Annotated in this window: 23 protein-coding genes; 7 read left to right on the top strand and 16 right to left on the bottom strand. The window is 32.9% G+C overall.

From position 1 onward, the window contains the following. Positions 1–53 precede the first annotated feature (53 nt). Genes Q0828_RS17840 through Q0828_RS17825 form a run of 4 tightly spaced genes read left to right on the top strand, consistent with a single transcriptional unit; the run spans position 54 to position 5,809 of the window. Positions 54–764: an ABC transporter ATP-binding protein gene (locus Q0828_RS17840; RefSeq protein WP_298424283.1), complete on the top strand. Its 711-nt coding sequence runs from the start codon at positions 54–56 to the stop codon at positions 762–764. A 2-nt stretch (positions 765–766) separates the two neighbouring features. Next, positions 767–2,173 (top strand): DUF3526 domain-containing protein, encoded by a 1,407-nt coding sequence (locus Q0828_RS17835; protein ID WP_298424282.1) that lies wholly within the window; start codon positions 767–769, stop codon positions 2,171–2,173. Between the two features lies 1 nt (position 2,174). Further along, on the top strand, positions 2,175–3,599 hold the full coding sequence (locus tag Q0828_RS17830; protein WP_298424280.1) for a DUF3526 domain-containing protein: 1,425 nt from the start codon (positions 2,175–2,177) through the stop codon (positions 3,597–3,599). Further along, complete coding sequence (locus Q0828_RS17825; protein ID WP_298424277.1) at positions 3,599–5,809, top strand: DUF5916 domain-containing protein; 2,211 nt, start codon at positions 3,599–3,601, stop codon at positions 5,807–5,809. The genes Q0828_RS17830 and Q0828_RS17825 overlap by 1 nt, the downstream gene beginning before the upstream one ends. A 114-nt stretch (positions 5,810–5,923) precedes the next feature. Here the strand turns inward: Q0828_RS17825 and Q0828_RS17820 are convergent, their stop codons facing one another. The 4 genes from Q0828_RS17820 to Q0828_RS17805 all read right to left on the bottom strand — a co-directional run bounded on the left by Q0828_RS17820 (position 5,924) and on the right by Q0828_RS17805 (position 9,231). Beyond that, positions 5,924–6,637, bottom strand: coding sequence for a 3'-5' exonuclease (locus tag Q0828_RS17820; RefSeq protein ID WP_298424274.1), 714 nt, complete (start codon positions 6,635–6,637; stop codon positions 5,924–5,926). Between the two features lie 48 nt (positions 6,638–6,685). After that, positions 6,686–7,204: a DUF4442 domain-containing protein gene (locus Q0828_RS17815; protein ID WP_298424272.1), complete on the bottom strand. Its 519-nt coding sequence runs from the start codon at positions 7,202–7,204 to the stop codon at positions 6,686–6,688. 242 nt (positions 7,205–7,446) lie between these two features. Next, the gene (locus Q0828_RS17810; RefSeq protein WP_298424269.1) at positions 7,447–7,932 is read right to left on the bottom strand and encodes a methylated-DNA--[protein]-cysteine S-methyltransferase; all 486 of its coding nucleotides are present in this window, start codon (positions 7,930–7,932) and stop codon (positions 7,447–7,449) included. A gap of 219 nt (positions 7,933–8,151) precedes the next feature. Beyond that, on the bottom strand, positions 8,152–9,231 hold the full coding sequence (locus Q0828_RS17805; protein WP_298424267.1) for a hemolysin family protein: 1,080 nt from the start codon (positions 9,229–9,231) through the stop codon (positions 8,152–8,154). 252 nt (positions 9,232–9,483) lie between these two features. Here Q0828_RS17805 and Q0828_RS17800 point away from each other — a divergent pair, with 252 nt between their 5' ends. Beyond that, positions 9,484–9,645, top strand: a complete 162-nt coding sequence (locus tag Q0828_RS17800; RefSeq protein WP_298424264.1) for a hypothetical protein — start codon at positions 9,484–9,486, stop codon at positions 9,643–9,645. Positions 9,646–9,714: 69 nt separating this feature from the next. Here Q0828_RS17800 and Q0828_RS17795 read toward each other — a convergent pair whose 3' ends face one another. The 4 genes from Q0828_RS17795 to hemB form a co-directional block, all read right to left on the bottom strand. Beyond that, on the bottom strand, positions 9,715–10,086 hold the full coding sequence (locus Q0828_RS17795) for a DUF2200 domain-containing protein (protein ID WP_298424261.1): 372 nt from the start codon (positions 10,084–10,086) through the stop codon (positions 9,715–9,717). Between the two features lie 69 nt (positions 10,087–10,155). Further along, complete coding sequence (locus Q0828_RS17790; RefSeq protein ID WP_298424258.1) at positions 10,156–10,662, bottom strand: DinB family protein; 507 nt, start codon at positions 10,660–10,662, stop codon at positions 10,156–10,158. Between the two features lie 6 nt (positions 10,663–10,668). Then, a complete protein-coding gene (locus Q0828_RS17785) occupies positions 10,669–11,076 on the bottom strand; it encodes a cytochrome c (RefSeq protein WP_298424255.1) in 408 nt (135 codons plus the stop codon). A gap of 9 nt (positions 11,077–11,085) precedes the next feature. Next, positions 11,086–12,060, bottom strand: a complete 975-nt coding sequence (gene hemB / locus Q0828_RS17780; RefSeq protein ID WP_298424252.1) for a porphobilinogen synthase — start codon at positions 12,058–12,060, stop codon at positions 11,086–11,088. A gap of 67 nt (positions 12,061–12,127) precedes the next feature. On the opposite strand from hemB, the gene Q0828_RS17775 reads away from it, so the two are divergent. Beyond that, on the top strand, positions 12,128–14,782 hold the full coding sequence (locus Q0828_RS17775; protein WP_298424249.1) for a DEAD/DEAH box helicase family protein: 2,655 nt from the start codon (positions 12,128–12,130) through the stop codon (positions 14,780–14,782). A gap of 70 nt (positions 14,783–14,852) precedes the next feature. Further along, the gene (locus Q0828_RS17770; RefSeq protein ID WP_298424246.1) at positions 14,853–15,053 is read left to right on the top strand and encodes a hypothetical protein; all 201 of its coding nucleotides are present in this window, start codon (positions 14,853–14,855) and stop codon (positions 15,051–15,053) included. A gap of 37 nt (positions 15,054–15,090) precedes the next feature. Here Q0828_RS17770 and Q0828_RS17765 read toward each other — a convergent pair whose 3' ends face one another. The 8 genes from Q0828_RS17765 to Q0828_RS17730 form a co-directional block, all read right to left on the bottom strand. After that, positions 15,091–16,320 carry a tetratricopeptide repeat protein gene (locus Q0828_RS17765; RefSeq protein ID WP_298424243.1) on the bottom strand — a complete coding sequence of 410 codons (1,230 nt, stop codon included), beginning with the start codon at positions 16,318–16,320 and terminating at the stop codon, positions 15,091–15,093. Beyond that, a complete protein-coding gene (locus Q0828_RS17760; RefSeq protein ID WP_298424240.1) occupies positions 16,317–17,609 on the bottom strand; it encodes an AAA family ATPase in 1,293 nt (430 codons plus the stop codon). Before Q0828_RS17760 ends, Q0828_RS17765 begins: the two co-directional genes overlap by 4 nt. Before the next feature lie 31 nt (positions 17,610–17,640). Further along, on the bottom strand, positions 17,641–18,072 hold the full coding sequence (locus tag Q0828_RS17755) for a PaaI family thioesterase (protein ID WP_298424235.1): 432 nt from the start codon (positions 18,070–18,072) through the stop codon (positions 17,641–17,643). Between the two features lie 262 nt (positions 18,073–18,334). After that, complete coding sequence (locus tag Q0828_RS17750) at positions 18,335–19,129, bottom strand: site-2 protease family protein (protein ID WP_298424232.1); 795 nt, start codon at positions 19,127–19,129, stop codon at positions 18,335–18,337. Then, positions 19,117–20,022 (bottom strand): oxygen-dependent coproporphyrinogen oxidase, encoded by a 906-nt coding sequence (gene hemF / locus Q0828_RS17745; RefSeq protein ID WP_298424229.1) that lies wholly within the window; start codon positions 20,020–20,022, stop codon positions 19,117–19,119. The genes Q0828_RS17750 and hemF overlap by 13 nt, the downstream gene beginning before the upstream one ends. A 101-nt stretch (positions 20,023–20,123) precedes the next feature. Then, positions 20,124–20,819, bottom strand: coding sequence for a hypothetical protein (locus Q0828_RS17740; protein WP_298424226.1), 696 nt, complete (start codon positions 20,817–20,819; stop codon positions 20,124–20,126). Between the two features lie 32 nt (positions 20,820–20,851). Then, entirely contained in the window at positions 20,852–21,619 is a 768-nt protein-coding gene (locus Q0828_RS17735; protein ID WP_298424223.1) for an EI24 domain-containing protein, read from the bottom strand. Between the two features lie 19 nt (positions 21,620–21,638). After that, entirely contained in the window at positions 21,639–22,457 is an 819-nt protein-coding gene (locus tag Q0828_RS17730) for a hypothetical protein (RefSeq protein WP_298424220.1), read from the bottom strand. Positions 22,458–22,479: the final 22 nt, after the last annotated feature.

Here is a 22,479-nt window from a genome sequence, read left to right as displayed (position 1 = left end):
TGAATCGCCTTGTAAAGTTCTGCGATTCATGTAATTATTCAATATCAAAATTTATGGTACAAATAGATAACCTTACCAAAACGTATGGAGACCTAACGGCTTTAGACGCACTTAGTTTAACAGTGAAAAAAGGAGAGATTTATTGTCTTTTAGGAGCTAATGGCGCAGGGAAAACAACCACAATCAATCTACTTTTAGGATTTATAAAACCTACTTCGGGTAGTGCTTATATAAATGATGTTAGTGTGGTTGAACAACCTAAATTAACAAAAAATCACTTAGCATATATTCCAGAAAATTTGATGCTATACCCAAGTTTGACAGCAGTAGAAAACCTTGATTATTTCTCTGGAATAGCCAATAAAAAATTTAACAAAGAAGAATTAGAAACTTTTTTGGTAGACGCTGGACTGCAAACATCAGCATTTCATAAATCAGTTTCTAAATACTCAAAAGGAATGCGGCAAAAAGTAGGAATTGCTATTGCTTTAGCCAAAGATGCAAAAGTATTATTGTTAGATGAGCCAACTTCTGGCTTGGACCCAAAGGCAAGTAATGAATTTGGACAATTGCTACAAAAACTAAGACAAAAAGAAGTGGCTACTTTAATGGCAACACATGATCTTTTTCGTGCAAAAGAAGTAGCCACAACAATTGGAGTTATGAAAGACGGACAGTTAAAGCAACAATGGGCCGTTGACGAACTTTCATTGAAAGAGTTGGAAGATAGTTATCTTGAAACAATGTCATATAATTCCCTGTAGTTATGATTATACATACATTTAAAAAAGAAACCAAAGAACTATGGCGAGATGGACGTGTTAGAATAGCCTTTATTATAGTACTATTTTTAACTGCAGTTGCCATATTTATTAGTACAAATCATTACAAAAGTGTTAATGAACAATATGTAGAAGCAAATGCTAATGAACGTGAAGTTTGGGATAATCAAGGTGAAAAAAATCCACACTCTGCAGCACATTATGGAACCTATGCTTTTAAACCAAAATATCCTTTATCGTTAATAGATCAAGGTGTAGATAAGTATACAGGGACTTCTATATTTTTAGAAGCGCATAGAAGAAATGAAGCACAATTTATTGCAGCTTCTGATCAAACCGGTTTGGCTCGTTTTGGAGACTTAACCCCCGATTTTATTTTGCTATTTATCATTCCTTTATTACTGATTTTGGTTGCTTATAATAGTATTACAAAAGAAAGAGAAAGAGGTACGCTCAGGCTTTTAAAAAGTCAAGGAGCAATTGGCTGGAAAATAGTTTTTGGAAAATGGCTTGCGATTTTTTCGCCCGTATTTATTATTTCATTTATGCTATTTCTATTAGCAGGTTTGTTACTATCTAATTTACCTGATTTTGGAGTTTTTAGTTGGTCATCTTTAATCACACTTTTTGCTACGTATATGATTTACTATGCAATTTTTATCAACCTAGTGTTGATCATTTCTGCAACGGTAAAAAAATCGGGCATTGCTTTGGTATTGTCTTTAAGCGTTTGGATTTTAGTTTGTTTAGTCTTACCTAAAATGGCAAGCAATTTGGCAGAGTATAAGTATCCATATCCTACGAGACAAGAATTTAGTGCAAACATCTCTAAAGATAAAAAACTTGGGTTAGATGGGCACAATCCATGGAACAAAGCAGCAAAAGAACTAGAAAAAAAGACCTTAAAAGAATATGGTGTTGACAGTTTGAGTCAGTTACCGTTCAATTATGATGGTTATAGAATGCAAAAAGGAGAAGAGCATGAAGCAGAAATTTACTTTAAACATTATAACTATTTAAAAACACAATACTCCAATCAAAATGGTATTTATCAAAAACTGGCGGCTATTTCTCCTTACTTGCCTACACGATTTTTGAGCATGGCAATTGCAAAAACTGATTACAATACACATTGGGATTTTTCAGATGCAGCTGAGAATTATCGAATTGAAAGTCAAAAATTCCTTAATGATCATTTCGCAAAAGAATCAAAATATGGAGAATGGGGCTTTAAAGCGGATGCTGATTTTTGGAGGAAATTACCAAAATTCAACTATGAGCCGCCTTCTTTATCAAAAACAATTCAAACCAATATGTCGGGTGTTTTTATAATGCTTATTTGGTTTGTTGGTTCATTTACCGTGTTATTTTTCACCACTAAATCACTTTAAAATGTTACGATATAATTTTAAATATGAATGGTTATTGTTAATCCGAAATCGTTGGATTCAATTACTAAGTATTCTACTATTTTTACTTTTTGGATTTGCAGTATACAATGGTATTCAAAAGGTGGAAGCGCGTCAAACTAATATCAATACAGCACTTTCAGAATTTAGTGAAGAAGAAACAGAAACAATAAGTGTACTTGATTCTATAGATAAAGGATACAAAGTCAATAAATCAAGATGGCTGATTCCTTCTAGGCCTATTGTCATTGGGAATTTATTACCTAGAGTTGTAAATATGCCTGCAAAACCAACGGCTTTTATTGCTACAGGACAATCAGATTTGTTTGCACATTATGTAAAACCAATGGTTACAGGCGATGACCTATCTATGAGTTATACAGAAATGACAAGCCCAGTACAACTACTTTTTGGTAGCTTTGACTTGGCATTTGTAATTATCTATTTGTTACCACTACTCATTATTGCTTTTTCTTTTAATGTGTTGGCTTCCGAACGTGAAAGTGGAACATTAAAGTTATTAGCATCTCAACCGATTCGCATCAGAATTTGGGTATTACAAAAACTAGGATTGCGTTTTTTCTGGCTAATTTTATGTATCACAATTACACTTGTTATCGTATTTGCAATTTTTTCATTCGATTTTGTAGCCAATTGGACTTCACTCGTAGTATTACTCAGTTATATCATTGTATATGCCTTGTTTTGGTTTGTATTGGCGTTTGCTACCAATATTTGGATTCACAGTTCTGCTAAAAATGCAGTTGCACTCATAGGTTTTTGGGTGTTCTTTGTATTATTATCACCGTCTATCTTGAATCAATTGAGTAATAGTCTATATCCGATGCCTTCTCGTACTATAATGCTCAATCAAATGCGAACACTAAAGGCAGAAGCTGCAAAAAAGCAAGATGAAATCTTAGATAGTTATTTAAGAGATCATCCTGAATATGCTATGAATGACAGTACACAAGCACCAAGTTTTTACCATAAATACATGGCAACACAAAATCTTGTGAAAGAAGAATTACGCCCTGTCGTAGAAAAGTTTGAAATACAAATAAAAAACCAGCAACAATGGGCGCATACATTTAGTTGGTTGTCTCCTGCATTGACGGCTCAGAATGGACTAAATACGTTGGCAGGAACATCTGAAAAAGATTACCAAGCGTTCCGAAATCAAAGTTTAACATTTGCACAAGAGTGGCGAAACTTTTTTCTTCCATTCCTGTTTAAAAATAAAGAGTTTAAGAAAAGTGATTACAAAAACCTTCCATCATTTGAATATGTGTATCAAGATGAAAGTAATTTACTTAGAGTTTTAGGATTGTTAAGTATGAGTTGTATAATCATGTTATTAGTATTTGTATTGAAGCCTAGCAAAGAGTCAATAAACATAGTTGCGTGATGAAAAAATTAATTTACATACTATTTTTAGGGCTATTTGGGAACTTTTTACAAGCGCAAGAAAATGATGCTAATTTTCCGCCACCAGAAATTCCTATAGAAATTAAAGCAACGAAGATTACAAGTAAAATCATGTTAGATGGATCTTTGGACGAGGCTGCATGGGAAGAAGCAATACCTGTCACGAGTTTTTTTAAAGTTGAACCTGTACAAGGAGAAACAATAAAAAACCCAACAGAGGTTCGTGTGCTTTTTGATGACAAAAATCTCTACATAGGAGTATTTGCAAAAGATTCTTTAGGAAAAAAAGGAATACGAATGCAAGATCTTAGAAGAGATTTTAATACGAGTGAAAATGATGTATTTGGTGTGCAAATAGATGCACAAAACACGAAGCAATATGCAGTATCATTCCAAACAACTCCTTATGGAAATCAACTAGATTTACAGAGTTTTAATGATCGTATTACCGATACCAATTGGAATGCTTTATGGAATGTACGAACCCAAAGAACAGCTGAAGGATATTCTATAGAATTTGCGATTCCTTTTAAATCAATTCGTTATGATAAGCCTGTAAATGGAAAACCAGTGTCTTGGGGAATTACCTTTTATCGATTGGCGCGTAAAGATTTTGAAAAAACAGTTTTTCCTGCCATTCCCCAATCTTTCTCCGAAAATAGAATGGTATATGCAGCAAAGCTTACAGGGCTTGAAGTGCCACCACCATCAGCAAATATTAGAGCAGAACCGTATGCGTTGTATCAATATGATGAGAATAAAGCTGGAAATACTATTACAGATAAATTAAGTGAACCCAAAGTTGGTGGCGATGTAAAATGGGTAATCAACCCGGAAACGGTATTAGATGTAACAATTAATACTGATTTTGCCCAAGCAGATGTAGATAGAGCTGTAAACAACTTAGAACGATTTAATATTTTTTTCCCAGAACGACGTCAATTTTTCTTAGAAAATTCAGGCATTTGGGCAGGAAGTGACAACTTTCAACTAAAACCCTTTTTTAGTCGTACCATTGGTTTAGATAATAGTTTCAATGCGCAACCAGCTCCATTGGATTTTGGAGCCAGATATACCAATCGTGATGAAAACAGAACCATTGCAACAATGACGGTACGACAACGAAAAACAGACGAATCTGGCGGAAGCACTTTTGGCGTAGCGAGATATACACAAAATTATGGAAAAGAAAATAACTTTGGAGTAATGCTTACAGCGCGTTTGGACGATCGTTTTAGTGCTTCAAATATTGATAACTCAAACAATACAACGATTACAATAGATGGTTTGATTCGCCCGCAAAGTGAAGTAACACTTTCGTATCTTTTATCAACTTCTGTTGATAGTGAAATCAATGAATTGGGCTATTCAGGACGTGTTTTTGTTGGGAAACGTACCAACGATTATTATATGGGGTATGTAAATACTTTTATCAGTGAAGCGTATACGCCAGATATGGGATTTGTATTTCAAAAAAACCTTATGTATCACAGTCCAGGTGGTTATGCTATTCTAAGACCTAAGTCGCTACCATTTATCAGACGTTGGGATCCTGGATTTTTTGTGAATTATTATCATGACCTAAAAGATTTTGGCAGTTTCCAACAAGCAAATATCTATATATTTCCAATTTTTATGTGGTTTAAAGACAATAGTTTTCTTGAAACTTCTTTAACACCAACATGGCAAAATATCAATTTTAATTTTTCGCCACTTGGAATAACTATTGGAGAAGCTAACTATAAATACACCCGATTTTTAACACGCTATAATACCGATCAATCCAAAAAACTTTCTGCCTCCATAAGCTATGATTTTGGTGATTTTTATAATGGTACTAGAAATACGTTAAAAACAAGTTTGCGTTATGCTCCTTTGCCTAATATATCGCTGACGGCGAATTATGAGCATAACAATATCAATAGTCTTGGTGTTCAGGGAGAAAACTTAGACACGGATTTGTATACTGCAAATTTACGACTTGCATTAAATCCTAGAGTTCAATTTTCTAGCTTTTATCAATACAATAGTTTTGATGAACAAGGGCGTTGGAACTTACGATTAAGCTGGGAGTATATGCCGCTATCATTTATCTATCTAGTATTTAATGATATACAAACAGATGTATTTGATCCTATGCAACAAACAAGACAATTCATTAGTAAAATTACGTTTTTAAAGCAGTTTTAATAATAGGAAGATAATTAGGCTTTTTTTATACATAAATGTGTTGTGGAAAAAGCCTATTATTCAATTTACTAATATTAGTAAGCCCAAAAGCGAAGCAATCTAAAACCTATAAACTTACACATGCAACACTTCATCATCATTCAATAATTCTTCATTACGAAGTCTGAGTAAAATCTGCGCGACAGCGATGACATCTTTTTCACAATACACAATAATACGATCGATATTATTTTCTTCATAAAAAACATCTCTAACCTGACTTCCGTCAATATCATCTTTAGGTGAAGGAATGCCCAATACTTTGGTCATTAATTTTAAAGAAGTATAATGCTTATAATCGCCAAATTTCCATAATTCAAGCGTGTCTAAATGTGGAATTTCCCAAGGTTTTTTACCAAAAAGATTCAGTTTAAAAGGTAAAGTCATTCCATTGATAATCATTCTTCTGGCGATATAAGGAAAATCAAATTCTTTTCCATTGTGTGCACACAATAAATGATGAGGTCTGTTGAAATGTGTTTCTAAAAGCGTTCGAAACTCTTGTAAAAGTTGTGTTTCTTCTCCATGAAAGGAAGTCGTTCTAAAATTTCTTATATCACCTTTATTGGCAAAATATCCAACAGAAATACAGATAATTTTACCAAACTCTGCCCAAATTCCAGCTCTATCATAAAATTCTTCAGCCGTAAAATCGTCTTTGCGTTGGTATGTAGTCTTTTGCTCCCAAAGTGCTTTTTCATCAGCATCTAAATGATCATGCGAAGCGTGTTCTGGAACAGTTTCAATATCTAAAAACAGGATGTGTTCTAGATGTATTTTATGTAACATAGTCTTTACTTTAGTACGTTGAAGAGGGTAAATATTAGCTAAATAAAGTTAAGACGAAGCTCTTTTTTTAAGTTTTTCTTTATAAAATTGCTTCTCAGCAATATATAAGATTTTAATGACTTCTGCAAAGATTGTATTTTCTGTATTTTTTAAATAAGTTATCTTTTCAATCGTAATTTCGTGTTCATTTTGCACACGTTTTTTGATAACTTCAATTTCTTCATCCGTAAATTTAAAATCGCAAAATATATGTTCTTTTGCCGGGCGTTTGTAGTTAATTGTTGCCGATTTGTCCCAAACAACATAGTCTTTACCTAAAATTTGCATGAGCTGAATCATATAAATTGGATCAGTTGCAGCAAACATACTTCCACCAAAAATGGCACCCACATAATTTTTGTTTTTATAGCTTAATGGAACTTTAATCTTAACTTCTTTTAAATCGTTACTAATCTTTATCACACGTGCCGTTGTACGACGATACATAGGTGATAAATTGAATCCATATTTGAAAATTGCCGAAGTAGGCATGAATTTTTTCAGGAAGTTTGTAGCCGTTTGATACATATATCTTTATTTGAAGTTTAAAGATAAAAATTTGTTTGATCTTAAGTATGATTTCCTTTATCATAAGGATAATAACTTGGATTATTTGCACATAAGACAGCTATAGTCAATGCATTTTTCTCGATATTGTTAACAACATTATCTTTGAAATTTTATCCAATTTGGAATTCAATATTGAGTTTTGAGATGTAATCTTAACGGAAAAACAAAAAAAGATTCTTTATAAAAGGAAAAGGAGTTTTTTAAAAAAGAGATTGCTGTTTAACAGGGTTTTCATGATCTAGTAACCATTTTTTTCGCCATAATCCACCAGCATATCCTGTTAAAGAACCATCACTTCCAATAACTCTGTGACAAGGAGTAACAATCCACAACGGATTTTTTCCATTGGCAGCGGCAACAGCTCTAATAGCTTTTACATCACCTAATTTTTTAGACAACTCTAGATATGAACAAGTTTTGCCAAACGGAATTTCGTTTAAAGCATTCCATACTTTTTGTTGAAAAGTTGTTCCTTTAGGTGCAAATGGTAATTGAAATTCGGTACGCGTTCCGTTAAAATATTCATGTAATTGTTGCGCACATTCTTGAAGAGTTTCAGGAATTACTTCCGTTAAAAAACTGTCAGAAACATCATTAAGTACAGAAATTTCTGTAATTCCATTTTCGCTGGCAACAAGTCTTGTTATTCCTAAAGGTGTCTTTATGTATGCTGTATGTGTATTCATCGAAACTAAACCCACAATTCATCGATAAAATGAGTGAAAATACGGGTGAAATACGTTTTTTTTATAGATTTGTAATGCCCAAAATGTTACCATGAACTTAGTCAAATACTTAATTCCTATTTACTAAGAAGATTAAGTTTATTACGTATCAGTATTAAAATAGTTGTTAGTAGTTGGTAATTTATTTAAAAAATACCAATGATAATATACCCAGTTGATTTATTCTTCTGGGTTATTTTTTTCAATCAATCCAAGCTTCTTAGCGCGTTTTTCCCAACTTTTACGAGCGAGTTGTTGTAAATCTGCTACATTGTCACTCTCGTCCATAATTTCTAAGCCTAATAAGGTTTCAATAACGTCTTCCTGACTTACCAAACCACTTACGGAACCATATTCATCAACTACTAAGGCAATATGTTCACGGTGTTCTATCAGTTTTTCAAATAATTCAGGAATTGGCAAATTACGATCTGTAACTAACAATTCACGTTTGATAGATTCTAAAGGCTCATCACCTTTTCCATGAATAATGGCTTCCATCAACTTATCTTTTAAAATATATCCAATAATATCATCTGCTTTTTCTCCATGAATTGGGATTCGAGAAAACTTTAAATCAGGGTTTTCATCAAAAAACTCTTGAATTGTCTTAGTAGAACTATCAATCTTCAATACAGATCGTGGTGTCATCACATCTTTCACTAAAATGTCTTTAAAACCTAGAAGATTACGAATGACTTTACTTTCAGATTCTTGAAATACACCTTTATCTGTTGCAATTTCTGCCATCGCACCAAAATCTTCACGACTCAATACACTTTCACCATGTCCTTTACTACCTATAATTTTCGTAAACAACTGTAAAATCCATAAAATTCCTGTGTATTTTAAGAAGATTACCATAATCCCAAGTGTCTTTGTGGTAAAGTTTGCTAATTCTTTCCAATACTTAGCACCAATTGTTTTTGGAATAATTTCAGAAGCTACTAAAATTAAAATAGTCATGATAACAGAAATAATAAACACACCATAACTATCGCCGTCTCCATATAGTTTTTTTGCTTCGGTTCCTACTAAAATTGCACCAACGGTGTGTGCAATAGTGTTTAGCGTAAGAATCGCAATTAAAGGTTTATCAACATCTTGCTTCAAGGCTTTTAAGGCATCGGCAAAAGGTTTTCCTTCTTTCTTTTTAATGTTTACAAATGTTGGTGTAACGCTTAATAAAACTGCTTCTAAAATTGAGCATAAAAACGAAAAGAAAATAGAGATAACTCCGTAAAATATTAATAGTGTCATGGTTCTTTGAAAATTGTATATAGCGAATTTAGATAATATTTTAATCAATTTTTCAGATATCTGTATGAATCCGTAAAGTTTCTGCCTTTTGGGCTTATTTATTCGATATACTGTTCTTCTTTTTGTTACAAAACTTACAGTGATATTTTATAAAAAGTCACCTATTCTTTTATAAAGGCTCAGTGTATGTGGTTGTTTTGTAGTGTTTTGGCGTATAATTTTGCTTCATAATTAAATCAAAACTTTATTAAAATGAAAAAAAAGAATGTAAGTTTAGACAAGTTGAATATTAAAAAGTCAACAATTGCTGAAGCAACAGGAGGAAGACCACCTTACAAACCGGTAGAGCCAGTTGAAGAAGAAAGATGTATTTCTCGTCCACAAGTTTCTTGTGTTTTAGACTGGTGGCCATAGGATTTTAAAAGTGAAAGCTGTTTTGAAATTGTATAATTTCAAAACAGCTTTTTTATCATTGAGATGAATTTATTTCTTCTCCTCTCTTAAAATCTTTTCCATTTTACGACCTCGGGCTAGTTCTTCTATTAATTTATCGAGGTATCTAGCTTGTCTGGTTAATGTATTATCAATTTCTTCAATACGATAACCACATATAACGCCTTTTATCAAATGAGCGTTTGGGTGCAACTCTGCTCTCTCAAAAAAGGTTTCAAAAGTCACTTTTTCATCAATAAGATCTTGTATTTTATTGTCATTGAATCCTGTCAACCAAGTTATTACTTGATGTAGTTCTTCCTTTGTTCTACCATTTTTTTCTACTTTCGTTACGTAATGTGGATATACTGAAGCAAATGTCATTTTTGCAACGCGTTCATTGTGTTTAGCAGTTACTTTCATATTATTATTGTGTTAGTTGACGATAATAAGTGTGTGTAAGTTAACTTTCTTATATCAAATTAAAATAAATTACCAACCTCTATATTTTGGTGGTTTTACTTCATTAAGGTTTAAATATACAATGATTTGTCCTCGATGATGTGTTACATGATCTTGTAATAAATTCAAGATTTGTAGTTTGGTTTTTGGACCTGCAAAAAACTCAACCACTTTTTTTAACTCGTCTGCGGAAGTATTTTTAATGATATTAGCCGTATTGTTAAAAGCTTCTTTTAATGCCAGAATGATTTCTGCTTTTGTAGTATAAGTTTTCTTAGAAACATCTTTTTTATCTTCTGAAAAATAGGTTGTACTTAGCCAATCCATATTTCCTTTGATGTGTAATAATTGCTCCTTAAATGATTTCTGACGATCCGTTGGTTTAAAATCGTATTTATCTTCTGGCATGGCTTCTGCCATTTCTATCAAATAGTTTTTAGAGTTTTCCCATTTTTCTAAAAAAGCAGAAATTGGCGTGTCTTGTGCTTTCGCGAATGTACTCACGAAGATGATGATAAGTAGTAGATGTTTTTGCATAAAAAGTTAATTAGTATAGTGTAAAATAGTTTGAATGTCTATATCGGATAAATTAGGAAATGAAGTGCATTTATAATCGCTTTTTTCAGTATATTTTATCGTACCTGAAAAATCATTTCGTATAAATTTAATAATATCTTCAGTTGTAAAACGCTCATTAATATTTCGTAAAGGCGGACCTGTAGAATACTTATCAAGTTTATGGCAAGCGGCACAATTGGTATTAAACAATTGTTTTCCAGCTTTAGCTTTTTCATTTAAAAGTGGAGATATATAATATGTGCCACAAATAAATTGTGGTTTCTCTTTAATTACCATAACAGCGGCATATTGCTGTTCTTCAGCGTTTATATAAAATAGGATAGCTGCTCCAGCAGAAATTATAAATACAAATATTGAAATCGCAGCTTTCATGTTCAGCTATTACGATAATAATTTAATGACATCTTTTGCAAAATAACTTGCAATCATATCTGCACCAGCGCGTTTAAATGCCATAATAGATTCCATCATCACCTGATCGTGGTTGAGCCAACCTTTTTCAGCTGCAGCTTTCAACATAGCATACTCACCACTTACTTGATATACCGCAACTGGGACATCAAATTCATTTTTCACTTCGCGGACAATATCTAAATATGCCATTCCAGGTTTTACCATTACAATGTCAGCGCCTTCATCAATATCCATTTCGGTTTCGCGCATGGCTTCATGACGATTGGCAGGATCCATTTGATAGGTTTTTTTATCTCCAAAACCAGGTGCGGAATCCAATGCGTCGCGGAAAGGACCATAAAAAGCAGAGGCATATTTTGCACTATAACTCATAATACCAACATCAACAAAACCTTCATCTTCCAACGCTTCTCTGATGCTTAAAATGCGTCCGTCCATCATATCACTTGGCGCTACAAAATCGGCTCCAGCTTCTGCATGCGAAACGCTCATTTCTGCTAACACTTCTACAGTATCATCATTGATAATTTTTCCTTCATGTACAATTCCATCATGTCCAAAAGAAGAATACGGATCTAAGGCAACATCTGTCATAATTATCATATCTGGACAGGTGTTTTTGATGGTTTTAATAGCGCGTTGCATCAATCCGTCAGGGTTTAATGCTTCCGCTCCTTTGTTATCTTTTAAGTTGTCAGGAACTTTTACAAATAGTAATACCGATCGCAATCCTAAACTCCATAACAATTTTACTTCAGCAACTAGCGTATCCAAACTATGTCGGTAGTAATTTGGCATGGAAGGAATTTCTTCTTTTACACCTTTCCCTTCAACCACAAAAAGTGGCACTAAAAAATCGTTGGCAGTAATGATATTTTCTCTTACCAAACCACGAACAACGGCATTGGTACGTAAACGTCTATTTCTTCGAATTGGAAACATAAATTGTTATTTAAAGATAAATCGTGAGATCTAAAATATCTTTTCTATTTTAGATCTCACAAAGATAATGAATAATAAACCGAAAGTCATATCAAATACGCCATTTGAATCGTTACGATTTCAGTTTTCTTGGCGAAATTATCAAGAACAATTTTTAGCACATTTCAATTTGCATTTGAACGACAATCATTTGCATGTTGTAGCGCCACCAGGCTCTGGAAAAACCATTTTAGGAATTGAAATGCTCCGAAGAGTGCAAAAGAAAACCATTGTATTTGCACCAACCTTAACGATTCGGAATCAATGGAAAAATCGATTGCTTTCTTTTTTTACAAAAGATGGTTTATTTACAGATTATTCTTTTGATATCAAACAACCTGCAATGTTAACGTTTGTAACTTATCAGGCATTGCATACTTTTTACAAATCATTTGATACAAAAGTAGCATTTTTAGCATATTTTGAATCGTACGGAATTGAAGCAATTGTATTAGATGAAGCACATCATTTGAAGAATGAATGGTGGAAATGTTTGTTTGCTTTAAAAGATGATCGAAATTTGACTACGATTGCCTTAACCGCAACGCCGCCAATTGACAGTACGGATCAAGAATTATCACGATATTTTGAATTATGTGGTCCAATTGATGAAGAAATTGCTGTGCCCGATTTGGTAAAAGAAGGCGATTTGTGTCCACATCAAGATTTTATACATTTTTCTTTTCCAAATACTTCTCAAACGATTACTATTATAAATGGCCGAAAAAAAGCAAAAGAGTTTATTGCCGATTTACAACAAAATGAAGCATTTATTCGGTTGTTAACGTCGCATCGTTTTTTGAAAATCACAGATGAAGTTTTAAATGAAATCTACAAAGAACCGAGTTATTTTTCGAGTATTTTAATCTTCCTAAAATCGATTGGAAAAGAGATCAATCCGTTTTTGTTAGAAGTTCTAGGTTTTGAAAAGAATAAAAAAGTAAACTTACCCGAGATAGATCACAATTGGATCGAAATTTTACTGCAAAATCTTGTATTTAGAGATCGTGAGCAATTGTTCATGCATGAAGAATTTTTACAAAAGTTTGAAAATCAAATGCGTAGAAAAGGTGTGTTGAATAAAAAACGCGTTGATATTTTTAGGGATGTAGAAATCTTTAGAGCGCTTGCAAATAGTCCTAGCAAACTTAGAAGCATTGTTGATATTTTATATAATGAACACCAAAACTTAGATACACAATTACGTGCTGTTGTCTTAACCGATTATATTCGGAAGGAATTTTTGACTTATCAAGATATTACAGATGTAAACTTATTAGGTGTATTACCTATTTTTCAACATGTGCGAACTTCATTAAGTGATATTTCAACATTGGCAGTACTTTCAGGAACGATGGTAATTATTCCGAAATCATGTTTGGAAGTTCTGGCAGAAATCAATCCTGAAAAGGAATATAAATATTCATTGTTAGATTGCGATGATAGATTTATAAATATTAAAATAAATACAAAAGTAAAATCTGATTTGGTAGCAGATATTACCAAACTATTTGAATTTGGATACATCACTATTTTGGTAGGAACAAAATCTTTATTAGGTGAAGGTTGGGATTCTCCAGCAATTAATACACTTATTTTGGCATCTTTTGTTGGTTCGTATGTTTCATCAAATCAAATGCGCGGAAGAGCTATTCGGTCACAACACGGAAATTCTGAAAAAGTAAGCACAATTTGGCATTTGGCCTGTATTGATCCAACTGTAAAAAATGGCGGAAGTGATTTTGAAAAATTAGAACGTCGTTTTCATGCGTTTGTTGGAATTTCAAATACAGAGCCTGCTTATATCAGTACAGGAATTGGTAGACTGATGTTTCCTTCAGCTTTTGATGCTAAACATGTTGCAAACCTAAACGAGCGTACATTCGCGTTAGCAAAGAATAGAAAAAAGATTCGAAACGCTTGGCAAACGGCTATTAAAAAAGGAAACACCCTAATTACTGAAATACAATATTTTAACGAAAATAGAAGCAGCGGAGTACAAAGAAAAGAAGTTTATCATCGCGACTTGGCAAAATATATTTCTGCGGAACTTTCAATTGGCGTTGCAATTGTATTGATACAATTCTACTTTTATGAAGCTTTTATGAATATGCAAGTAGGCGTTTTGTATGGAATTTACGGGTTACTTTCTGTACTAGGAATTTTTCTAGCATTTAAAATATTTACGAGAATTCGTGTGTACGTACAATCGCGTTTTGTGCATAGAAATATGATTGATATTGGCGAAACCGTTTTGCAAACCTTGCATAAATTAGGTTATATTACCACTAATCTTGACGAAATTGATATTCGTTCGGAGCATTTGTATGGCGGCGATACCGTTTGTAATATTTATGGTGCCACGCGTGTAGAAAGTGCGTTGTTTGTAAAAGCGATGCAAGAAATTTTGGATCCGATAGAAAATCCACGCTATTTGTTAGAGAAAACGAGCATTTTTGGATCAAAATCTGATTGGCAGAATTACTTTACAGTGCCTTCCATTTGTAGTACGAATAAGAAAGATGCTTTGGTCTTTTTTGAGTATTGGAATTTATATGTTGGTGATGCAAAATTACATTTTACCCGAACAGTCATCGGACGAAAATTATTGATCAAAGCACGCTTATTTCACGTAACCAATGTGTTGAAACAAACGACAAAAAAAGAAGTGATTTGGAAGTGATGGTATTGTTTAGATACACGTAATTCAGGTACAACATCTGATGCGCCTACTATATTATCACAAGTTTTGAATGATGTTAGCAACTTTTTTAAACCTGTCAACATTTAGTATTGCTGGCTACAGTACTAATGATATAAATATGGACGGAAATGCGCAATACATAGGTGTCAACCCAAATACGCCTTTCATCTTACAAAACATACTAGCTGATCCTGAAAACTTTTTAAACTTAAGTACGTATCAAATTATAGAACAATTACCAGAAAATTGAAAAACTGTTTTAATGATTTTTATGTTAGTTATGTTTCTTACGAAAGAAAATTAAATAACCACGTATATACAACCATCATTCCTAAAACAATTCCGCCAAGCAACATTACATCTGCGGTAAAAAAGATTCCTAAAAGTCCAACGGAAATCATTGCAACTCCATAGAAAAGCCCAAACATTCGAGTACGCTTTTTGGCTCTTAAAAATGATCCAGGTAAGGGTAATAAAGCACAAAGGAATGTAAAACCCCATAGCATGAATAATGGATTCCCAATTATAAAATAAACTATCACTGAGGCAATTCCAGCGAAAGTTAAACTACCAAAAGCATAGCCACTATATTTTTCATTGTCTGTTAATAAGTACTTTCCATACGAATCGAGCAGTAAAATGGTGTTTGATAACGATTCCATAATCCAGCCACCAAGTACAAAAACTAAGTACAATACAACCAACGGAATGATTAAAAATGTTAAATCAGAGGCTTCCAATAACCGAATTCCTAATCGATAGGCAATGTAAAGTCCAATAATGAAAATCCATTGATTTTTAGAGGATTGATTACTCATCCAAAAGGCATATTTTAAATACCATTTGTAAAAGAAATTCTTCGTTTTTAACGCTGTAGACATTCCTTCTCTTGCGTATTGCATATTGGGATTCAATTGCAACGCTTGTTTAAAATGATGCAATGCTTTTTCAGTATCGCCATTTTCCAAGGCAACCCAACCGACATTTGCATGTGCATAATCGTTTTCTGCATTGTCAAATAATATGTTTTCAACCGTTTGTTCAGCTTCTTCTTTTCTATTGAGTTTGGTGAGTAAGCGTGCACGTAAATTAAGACAAGGTGTATTTTTAGGATCAAGTGCCAGCCCTTCATTTACAAAATGTAATGCTTCTTCAAACTTTTTGTTTTCCATTAACAAAGCGCCTTTAAAACCAAAATAATCTGCTTGGTACGGATTGAGTTCTATACTTTGATTAACTAAGGTTAATGCTTCCGCAGATTTGTCTAAGCGTGATGCAATTTGTCCTTTTAAGAAAAATAAATTGCCTTCGTTGGGTGTTTCGCTTACCAATTCATCAATGATAGTTGAAGCTTTGTTATAGGCTTCAATATTGAAAAAACACAAAGCTAAGTAGTATTTACTTGCGTAATTGAACACACTTTCTGTAATCGCTTGTTGCAAGTATGGAATGGCGTCGTTGAAGCGTCCTAGCTCAAACAATTGAACACCGCGTTGATGATTTTTTGACTCAATCATTTCTTAATTTTTAAATAGGCTAAAATATCATCGTACAATCCGCTATCATTTGCATACAAGGCGTAGTTTTTAGAAGATACAAACCATTCTTTGGTACTTGGTTTTACTTTTTTGATCGCTTTTAAAATATCTTTTGTTGTGAGTGGTTTTGGAATACCATCTTTAAAAGAAGCTTCTAACTTTCGTTCAATAGCGACATCAATTGCTGCTTGAATATCTGCTCCAGAAAACTCCTTAGCAGCTTTTGCTAACGCCATATAATCAATGGTTTCTGTTGGTTTTTCTTTAAGGTGAATATTAAAAATAGACGCTTTAGCTTCTACATCTGGTGGCGATACAAATATGATCCGATCAAAACGTCCTGGACGACGAAATGCAGGGTCTAAATGCCAAGGAGCGTTAGTAGCTCCAAGGACTAAAATTCCATCGTTGTCTGCGTCAATTCCGTCCAATTCGGCTAAAAACTGATTGATAACTGACCTTCCTGAGGTTTTGTTTACGTCGTTTCTATTCGCGCCAAGCGCATCAATTTCATCAATAAAAACCACACAAGGCTTGTTGGCTCTGGCAACTTCAAAGATTTCATGTAAGTTTTTCTCAGAATTACCAATCCACATATCTAAAATATCATTGATACCAACGCTTATAAAGTTTGCATTGATTTCTCCTGCAGTTGCACGTGCAATATGTGTTTTTCCACATCCTGGCGGACCGTATAATAAAATTCCACCACCAATTTTTTTACCATACGCTTTGTATAGATCTTGATGGGCAAGTGGTTTTATGATTTTAAGATCAATTTCTTTTTTGATGTCATCCATACCGCCAATACTGGCAAAATTTGTATTTGGTTTTTTAAGGAATGACAAACCATCTTCATCTACAAATTCAGGTTCGCGTGTGGTATTGACTTTTAATACATTGTCAAAATCTTCATTTTCATAGGAAGCGTTTATGCTCAGAATTTCTTTATATGTTTCTTGTGCATCGCTATAATTTTCTTGATTGATTTGACAATAGCATAGCAATTCTAAATATTTTAGATTGGCGTCTACTTTGATAATTTCTTCCAGCAACACTTCGGCAGCGGTAATCTTTTGCTGTTTGTAAAAACAATTTGCCAATTCATACTTTGCTTCTACATGATTGTTATCTAAATCAATAATTTCAATCAATTGTTGTTCCGCTTCGGTAAAGCTTCCTTGTTGCGTGTATAGTTTTGCAATTTGAAGTTTGAGCGGAATATTATTTGGAGAAAACTGTAATGCTTCTAATAAACTTTCTAACATTCGGTTTGTTTTTTAATCAAGATAAGTACTTTTATTTATATCCAATATCTTCTGTCAAAGGAATTCTACTTTTGGCAAAATTTCCTGTTCCAAAGGCAATTTCTCTGCCTTTTTCATCTACCAAGCTACTTTCGGCAACGAATAAATTACGCGATTTGAATTTTAGCTTTCCTGTTGCGGTAATAGTTCCACTATTTACAGGTCGTGTAATGTTAATGTTGAAAGAAGTGGTCAAAACAAACACATCTTTTACAATAGAATTTACCGCAAAAAAAGCAGCATCATCTAATAGTTTGAAATATACCGAACCGTGAATCGCGCCAAGCGCATGAAAATACTTGGAGTCAATCGTTAATTTAATTTCGGCAACTTCATCATCAATCTTGATTTCTGTAGTTTCATAGAGTTGCGTATTCATATTTGAATCCAAATACATACGCTCTAATTTTCGGAAGTGTTCCATGACATAAAATTAGTGATTTTTTTGAAGCAGTTGTTATAATTACAATCCAGTTTTTTATTCAACCCAATCGAATGATTTTTTATAAATTTTGGTGCATCAAAACGATGCTCAATAAAGAATTCAAAGAAGTTGTCTGTTTGTAAAAGGTTTTCTTCTGATTTATCAAAATTGGATAGATTTTACATCACCACTAAAGATTGCATCTTCAAATTGAATAACATAATTAAATAGATACATATTGAAAAAATGATCTCATGACTCTTTAAATATACTTATTCTTTGGTGAAATTTTGATCAGTAACATTAGTATAAAAGAGATGCTATAGATGGTAACCGAAAATTTAAGAAAGCTTGTTAAACCACCTATAAAGCCATACAGTGTGAAATATAAAACAATTATCTTGTAACAAATGAATAGGTAAAAAATAATTAATGCTATGCTAGAAATGTTGTAGAAACCTTTAATTTTTTCCGAAATAGCTATCGTTAGTAGTGTTGTAATATTTGTAAACGCTGTAAAAAGTGTCATTAAACATAAAATGATTGGAAATTCATTGTATTTATTTGCAATTGCTGTCCAATTTGTTTCAGTTTGTGTAACATCAATCGCGCCGATTAAGTATTGATATATGTTGTATAAAACATTGTTCAATACTTGAAAACCATCATTTAAAGAGCCATTTGAGTCAATAAAACTTGCGCTTAGTATAAATGGAATGAGTAGGAGTAATGGTGCACCTGCTGAACAGATGAAACGAACAATTGGCGATTTGGAGAGCAGCATATATTCTTCAATCTTAGTAGGCTCAATGTCTAGACCTTCATTAAACATTCCGGCTATTTTGACATAACTTCCTGTTGGAATCCAACCTAAGCTGTATTCCGTGTGATTGCGTTTAAATTTTAGAAAATACTTACTTCCAATTGTTAATAACATTCCAAACTTTTCTATGCGTACCTCAAAAATACTTGCGAATACACAATGAAATATGTTGAATAAAAACATGACAGTTGTTGCGGCAATTCCAAAATATATAGCCGTTGTTATGAAATCCATTCTTTCGGATGTTTTAGTATTGTAACCAACTTTGCTTCTTCGCTACCTTTTTCCGGGTGGTGATTGTATTTCCATTGAACTGTTGGTGGTAAACTCATTAAAATACTTTCTATGCGCCCATTGGTTTTGAGTCCGAACAGTGTTCCTCTATCATGAACCAAATTGAATTCTACATACCGACCACGACGTATTTCTTGCCAATCTTTATGTTCTTGTGTGTATTCCATATTTTTACGACGTTCTACAATTGGTACGTAACTTTCTAAGAAACTATTTCCAATTTCGGTGACAAAGTTATAGCGATCTTGCATTGTGAATTCGTCTGTCTTTTTTAGGTAATCAAAGAATAATCCGCCAACGCCACGTGCTTCGTTTCTATGGGCATTCCAGAAGTAATTGTCGCAAGTTTCCTTGTGTTTTGGGTAGAATTCAGGATGATGTTTGTCACAAGCAGTTTTACATACTGAATGAAAGTGTTTGGCATCTTCTTCAAATAGATAATATGGTGTTAAATCTTGTCCACCACCAAACCATTGTGTTACTATATTTCCTGCTGCATCATACATTTCAAAGTAGCGCCAATTTGCGTGAACCGTAGGAATAAAAGGGTTTTTTGGATGTAATACTAAACTCAATCCGCAGGCAAAAAAATCGCCTTCTTCTACTTTGAAGTTTTTACGTAATGCTTCGGGTAATTCACCATGAACTGCCGAAATGTTTACACCACCTTTTTCAAATAGGTTTCCATTTTCAATAACGCGTGTTCGTCCGCCACCGCCTTCTGGACGTTCCCAGAGATCTTCTTGAAACTTGGCTTTTCCATCAAGTTGTTCTAAAGTTGATGTTATTGTGTCTTGTAATTGATGAATATAGTTGAGAAAAAGGTCTTTCATGAATTTTTATTTACTGTGTACAAAGATAGCAATGATTTTTTGGCAATTAGAATAGTTCTTGATACTAATTTGCATCACAAATTGTCTTCAAACAGTGATTGTTATATTAGGTTTTTAAGAATCTCATCAGAATCTTTCAGCGGTTTGTTTTCATCTAAACTATATGTAATGCCACATGCAGTAGCTTCATCAAGAATCCCTATAACGTTTGTATTGGTCTTAGCTTTTGTTTCATTCCAGCATTTAGATAGAAAATCGCTCAAAAAATCAACTTCTAAATCATAAAATTCAGATTTGTCATCAAAGATGTCTTCTTCGGTTTTATCATCTAGTTTTAGTTCATACCATATGGTTTCAAATATATTGTAGAGAAGTAAGTTTAAATCATCAGATTTGTCCGATCTATCTAAACTTAAATCAGGAAATTCATCATAGTCATGATACGGTTGAATTCCAATAGCAAAGTATTGCAATACATAGTAATATACTGAATATACCTTCGTTGTGTTTTTTGAAGGTTTTTTTAGCTTTAAATCAGTCGTTTGTGCTTCCAAAAATAAAGCTAGTACTTCGTCTCTTATTGGATGAAGCACAAATTTTGGATAAATTTCTCTCCATTGACTAAAAATGATATCGTAGCATTGATCAAACAAAGTTATGCCAAAACCAAACTCATCTTCTGTATCGTTTTCGTTTTCCTTTAATTTTTTAACTAATGAGCCGTATGCTACATTAATTAATTCCCAATGTTTTTGAAGTAATTCAGATTTTACATCGAAGTCTTGAATTCTATACATAGTTTGTGTATGCTTAAAAAGGTGTTTAAAATTTATAGTGATAATTGATTTTTAGCAAACTTTTCAGGATGTAGTGCTTTGAGTGTTTCCGTGGTAGAAGCTACTACAGATAAAGGTAATACAATTAAAATTCCGATAACGGGAATTAATAAAATTAGCATAAAAACAATTCCATTTCCAATGGCAATTCCTTTGTGAGTTTTAACAAAATAAACACTTTCACCATAGGAAAAATAACGTTCTAAGGTGTAATCCATATTGCCAAAACCTGCATAATACGATTGTACTATGAAAATAAAGAATACGAATATGAAACCAATGAGTGGAATGAAACTAAAGATAAAGAACGGAATAATGAAGAGTATCTCTAAAATTAAATTGCGAAGATTGATTCTAATTCCTCTTGCTAATGCTGAGGTTTGTGCTTTAATTCCTGTTCCTTTTTTAGATACGTTTCCTATAAAATGAAGCTCTATTTTTTCAGAAATCGGGCTCATGAATGGCGCTACAACTGCCATTAATACATGTTTGAAAATCACAATTCCGAATGCTAATACAACCAATCCGCCAATAAAGTAACTGATACTTGTTACGGTTTCTTTTCCCCAATTAAATCCCCAAGTACTCGCAATGTAACTTCCTAAATTGTCTGAAAGTCCGTATGCTGTAAAAAGGATAAAGATTCCTAATAGAAAGCTAATTCCGATTGGAATGGCAAAGTAACGCCACAAATTAAGCTTATTCAGCGTAGTAAATGCTGAAAAGTAAGCTTGAATTCCGTTAAATATGTTTTGTGTCATCTTTGTAAATTTATAATTATTAAAAGAAATAATCTATTGTGTCTTCATTAGTTTCACTACTTGTTTTAGGTGCATTGTATTGCTTTTCAATAGTATTTAATAATTCTGTAATTTCTTCAGAAATAGGTGTAAAGAATATTTCCGAAAAGTGAAATATATCAAACATTTCAAAATAAGCATTTTTTGTACGTTCTTTTATTAACAAGTTAATTTGTTCCAATAATTCGTTTGTTAGGTTTTTTAATAAGAAGACATTTCCTTTTAAAAATGATAGCAGTTGTAAGGCTTGTTCGGGTGATTCTTGAATTATTGTTGCTATATTTTTATCAATTGTTGCTATATATTGCTTTAGTTCATTACGAACTTTTTTACCATTTGCATTTAGTCTAAATGTATTGAATGTTCTTAGAAAAATATTGTCTAAAAATAAATTTTCAATATTACTTTCTTTAATGATTGCGCGTTTCATTACAGAATCAAGTGGAGCATCGTAATAAATTTTTCGTAGGTATAAATAAAGACGAAAGTAGTTTTCTTCGTTTATGATAGAGAGGAAACATTTTTCATACTCACTACTGTAATAATTAGTAAAGTTTTTACTAGTTTCTACAATAATAACTTCTCGTGCATAGGCATCATTTGGATTGTATTTTATGAATTTTTGTTCAAGAAATAATACTTTTTGTAGTGTTAAATCGAGCAAAGTATACCGAATAACATCTTTGAGTTCAGTTTTTGTAGGCGCTAGTAAAATTGCAGTTGCAGCAGGTTTTAAAACGGATAAATAATTGATCGTTTTTTTATTAAATTGTGTGTTTCCTATAAAATCAATTTGCATAAACTATACGTATGAGTTTCAC

Source organism: uncultured Kordia sp., from assembly GCF_947496985.1.
Lineage (GTDB): Bacteria > Bacteroidota > Bacteroidia > Flavobacteriales > Flavobacteriaceae > Kordia.
This window is presented reverse-complemented; position numbering and strand designations above follow the sequence as displayed.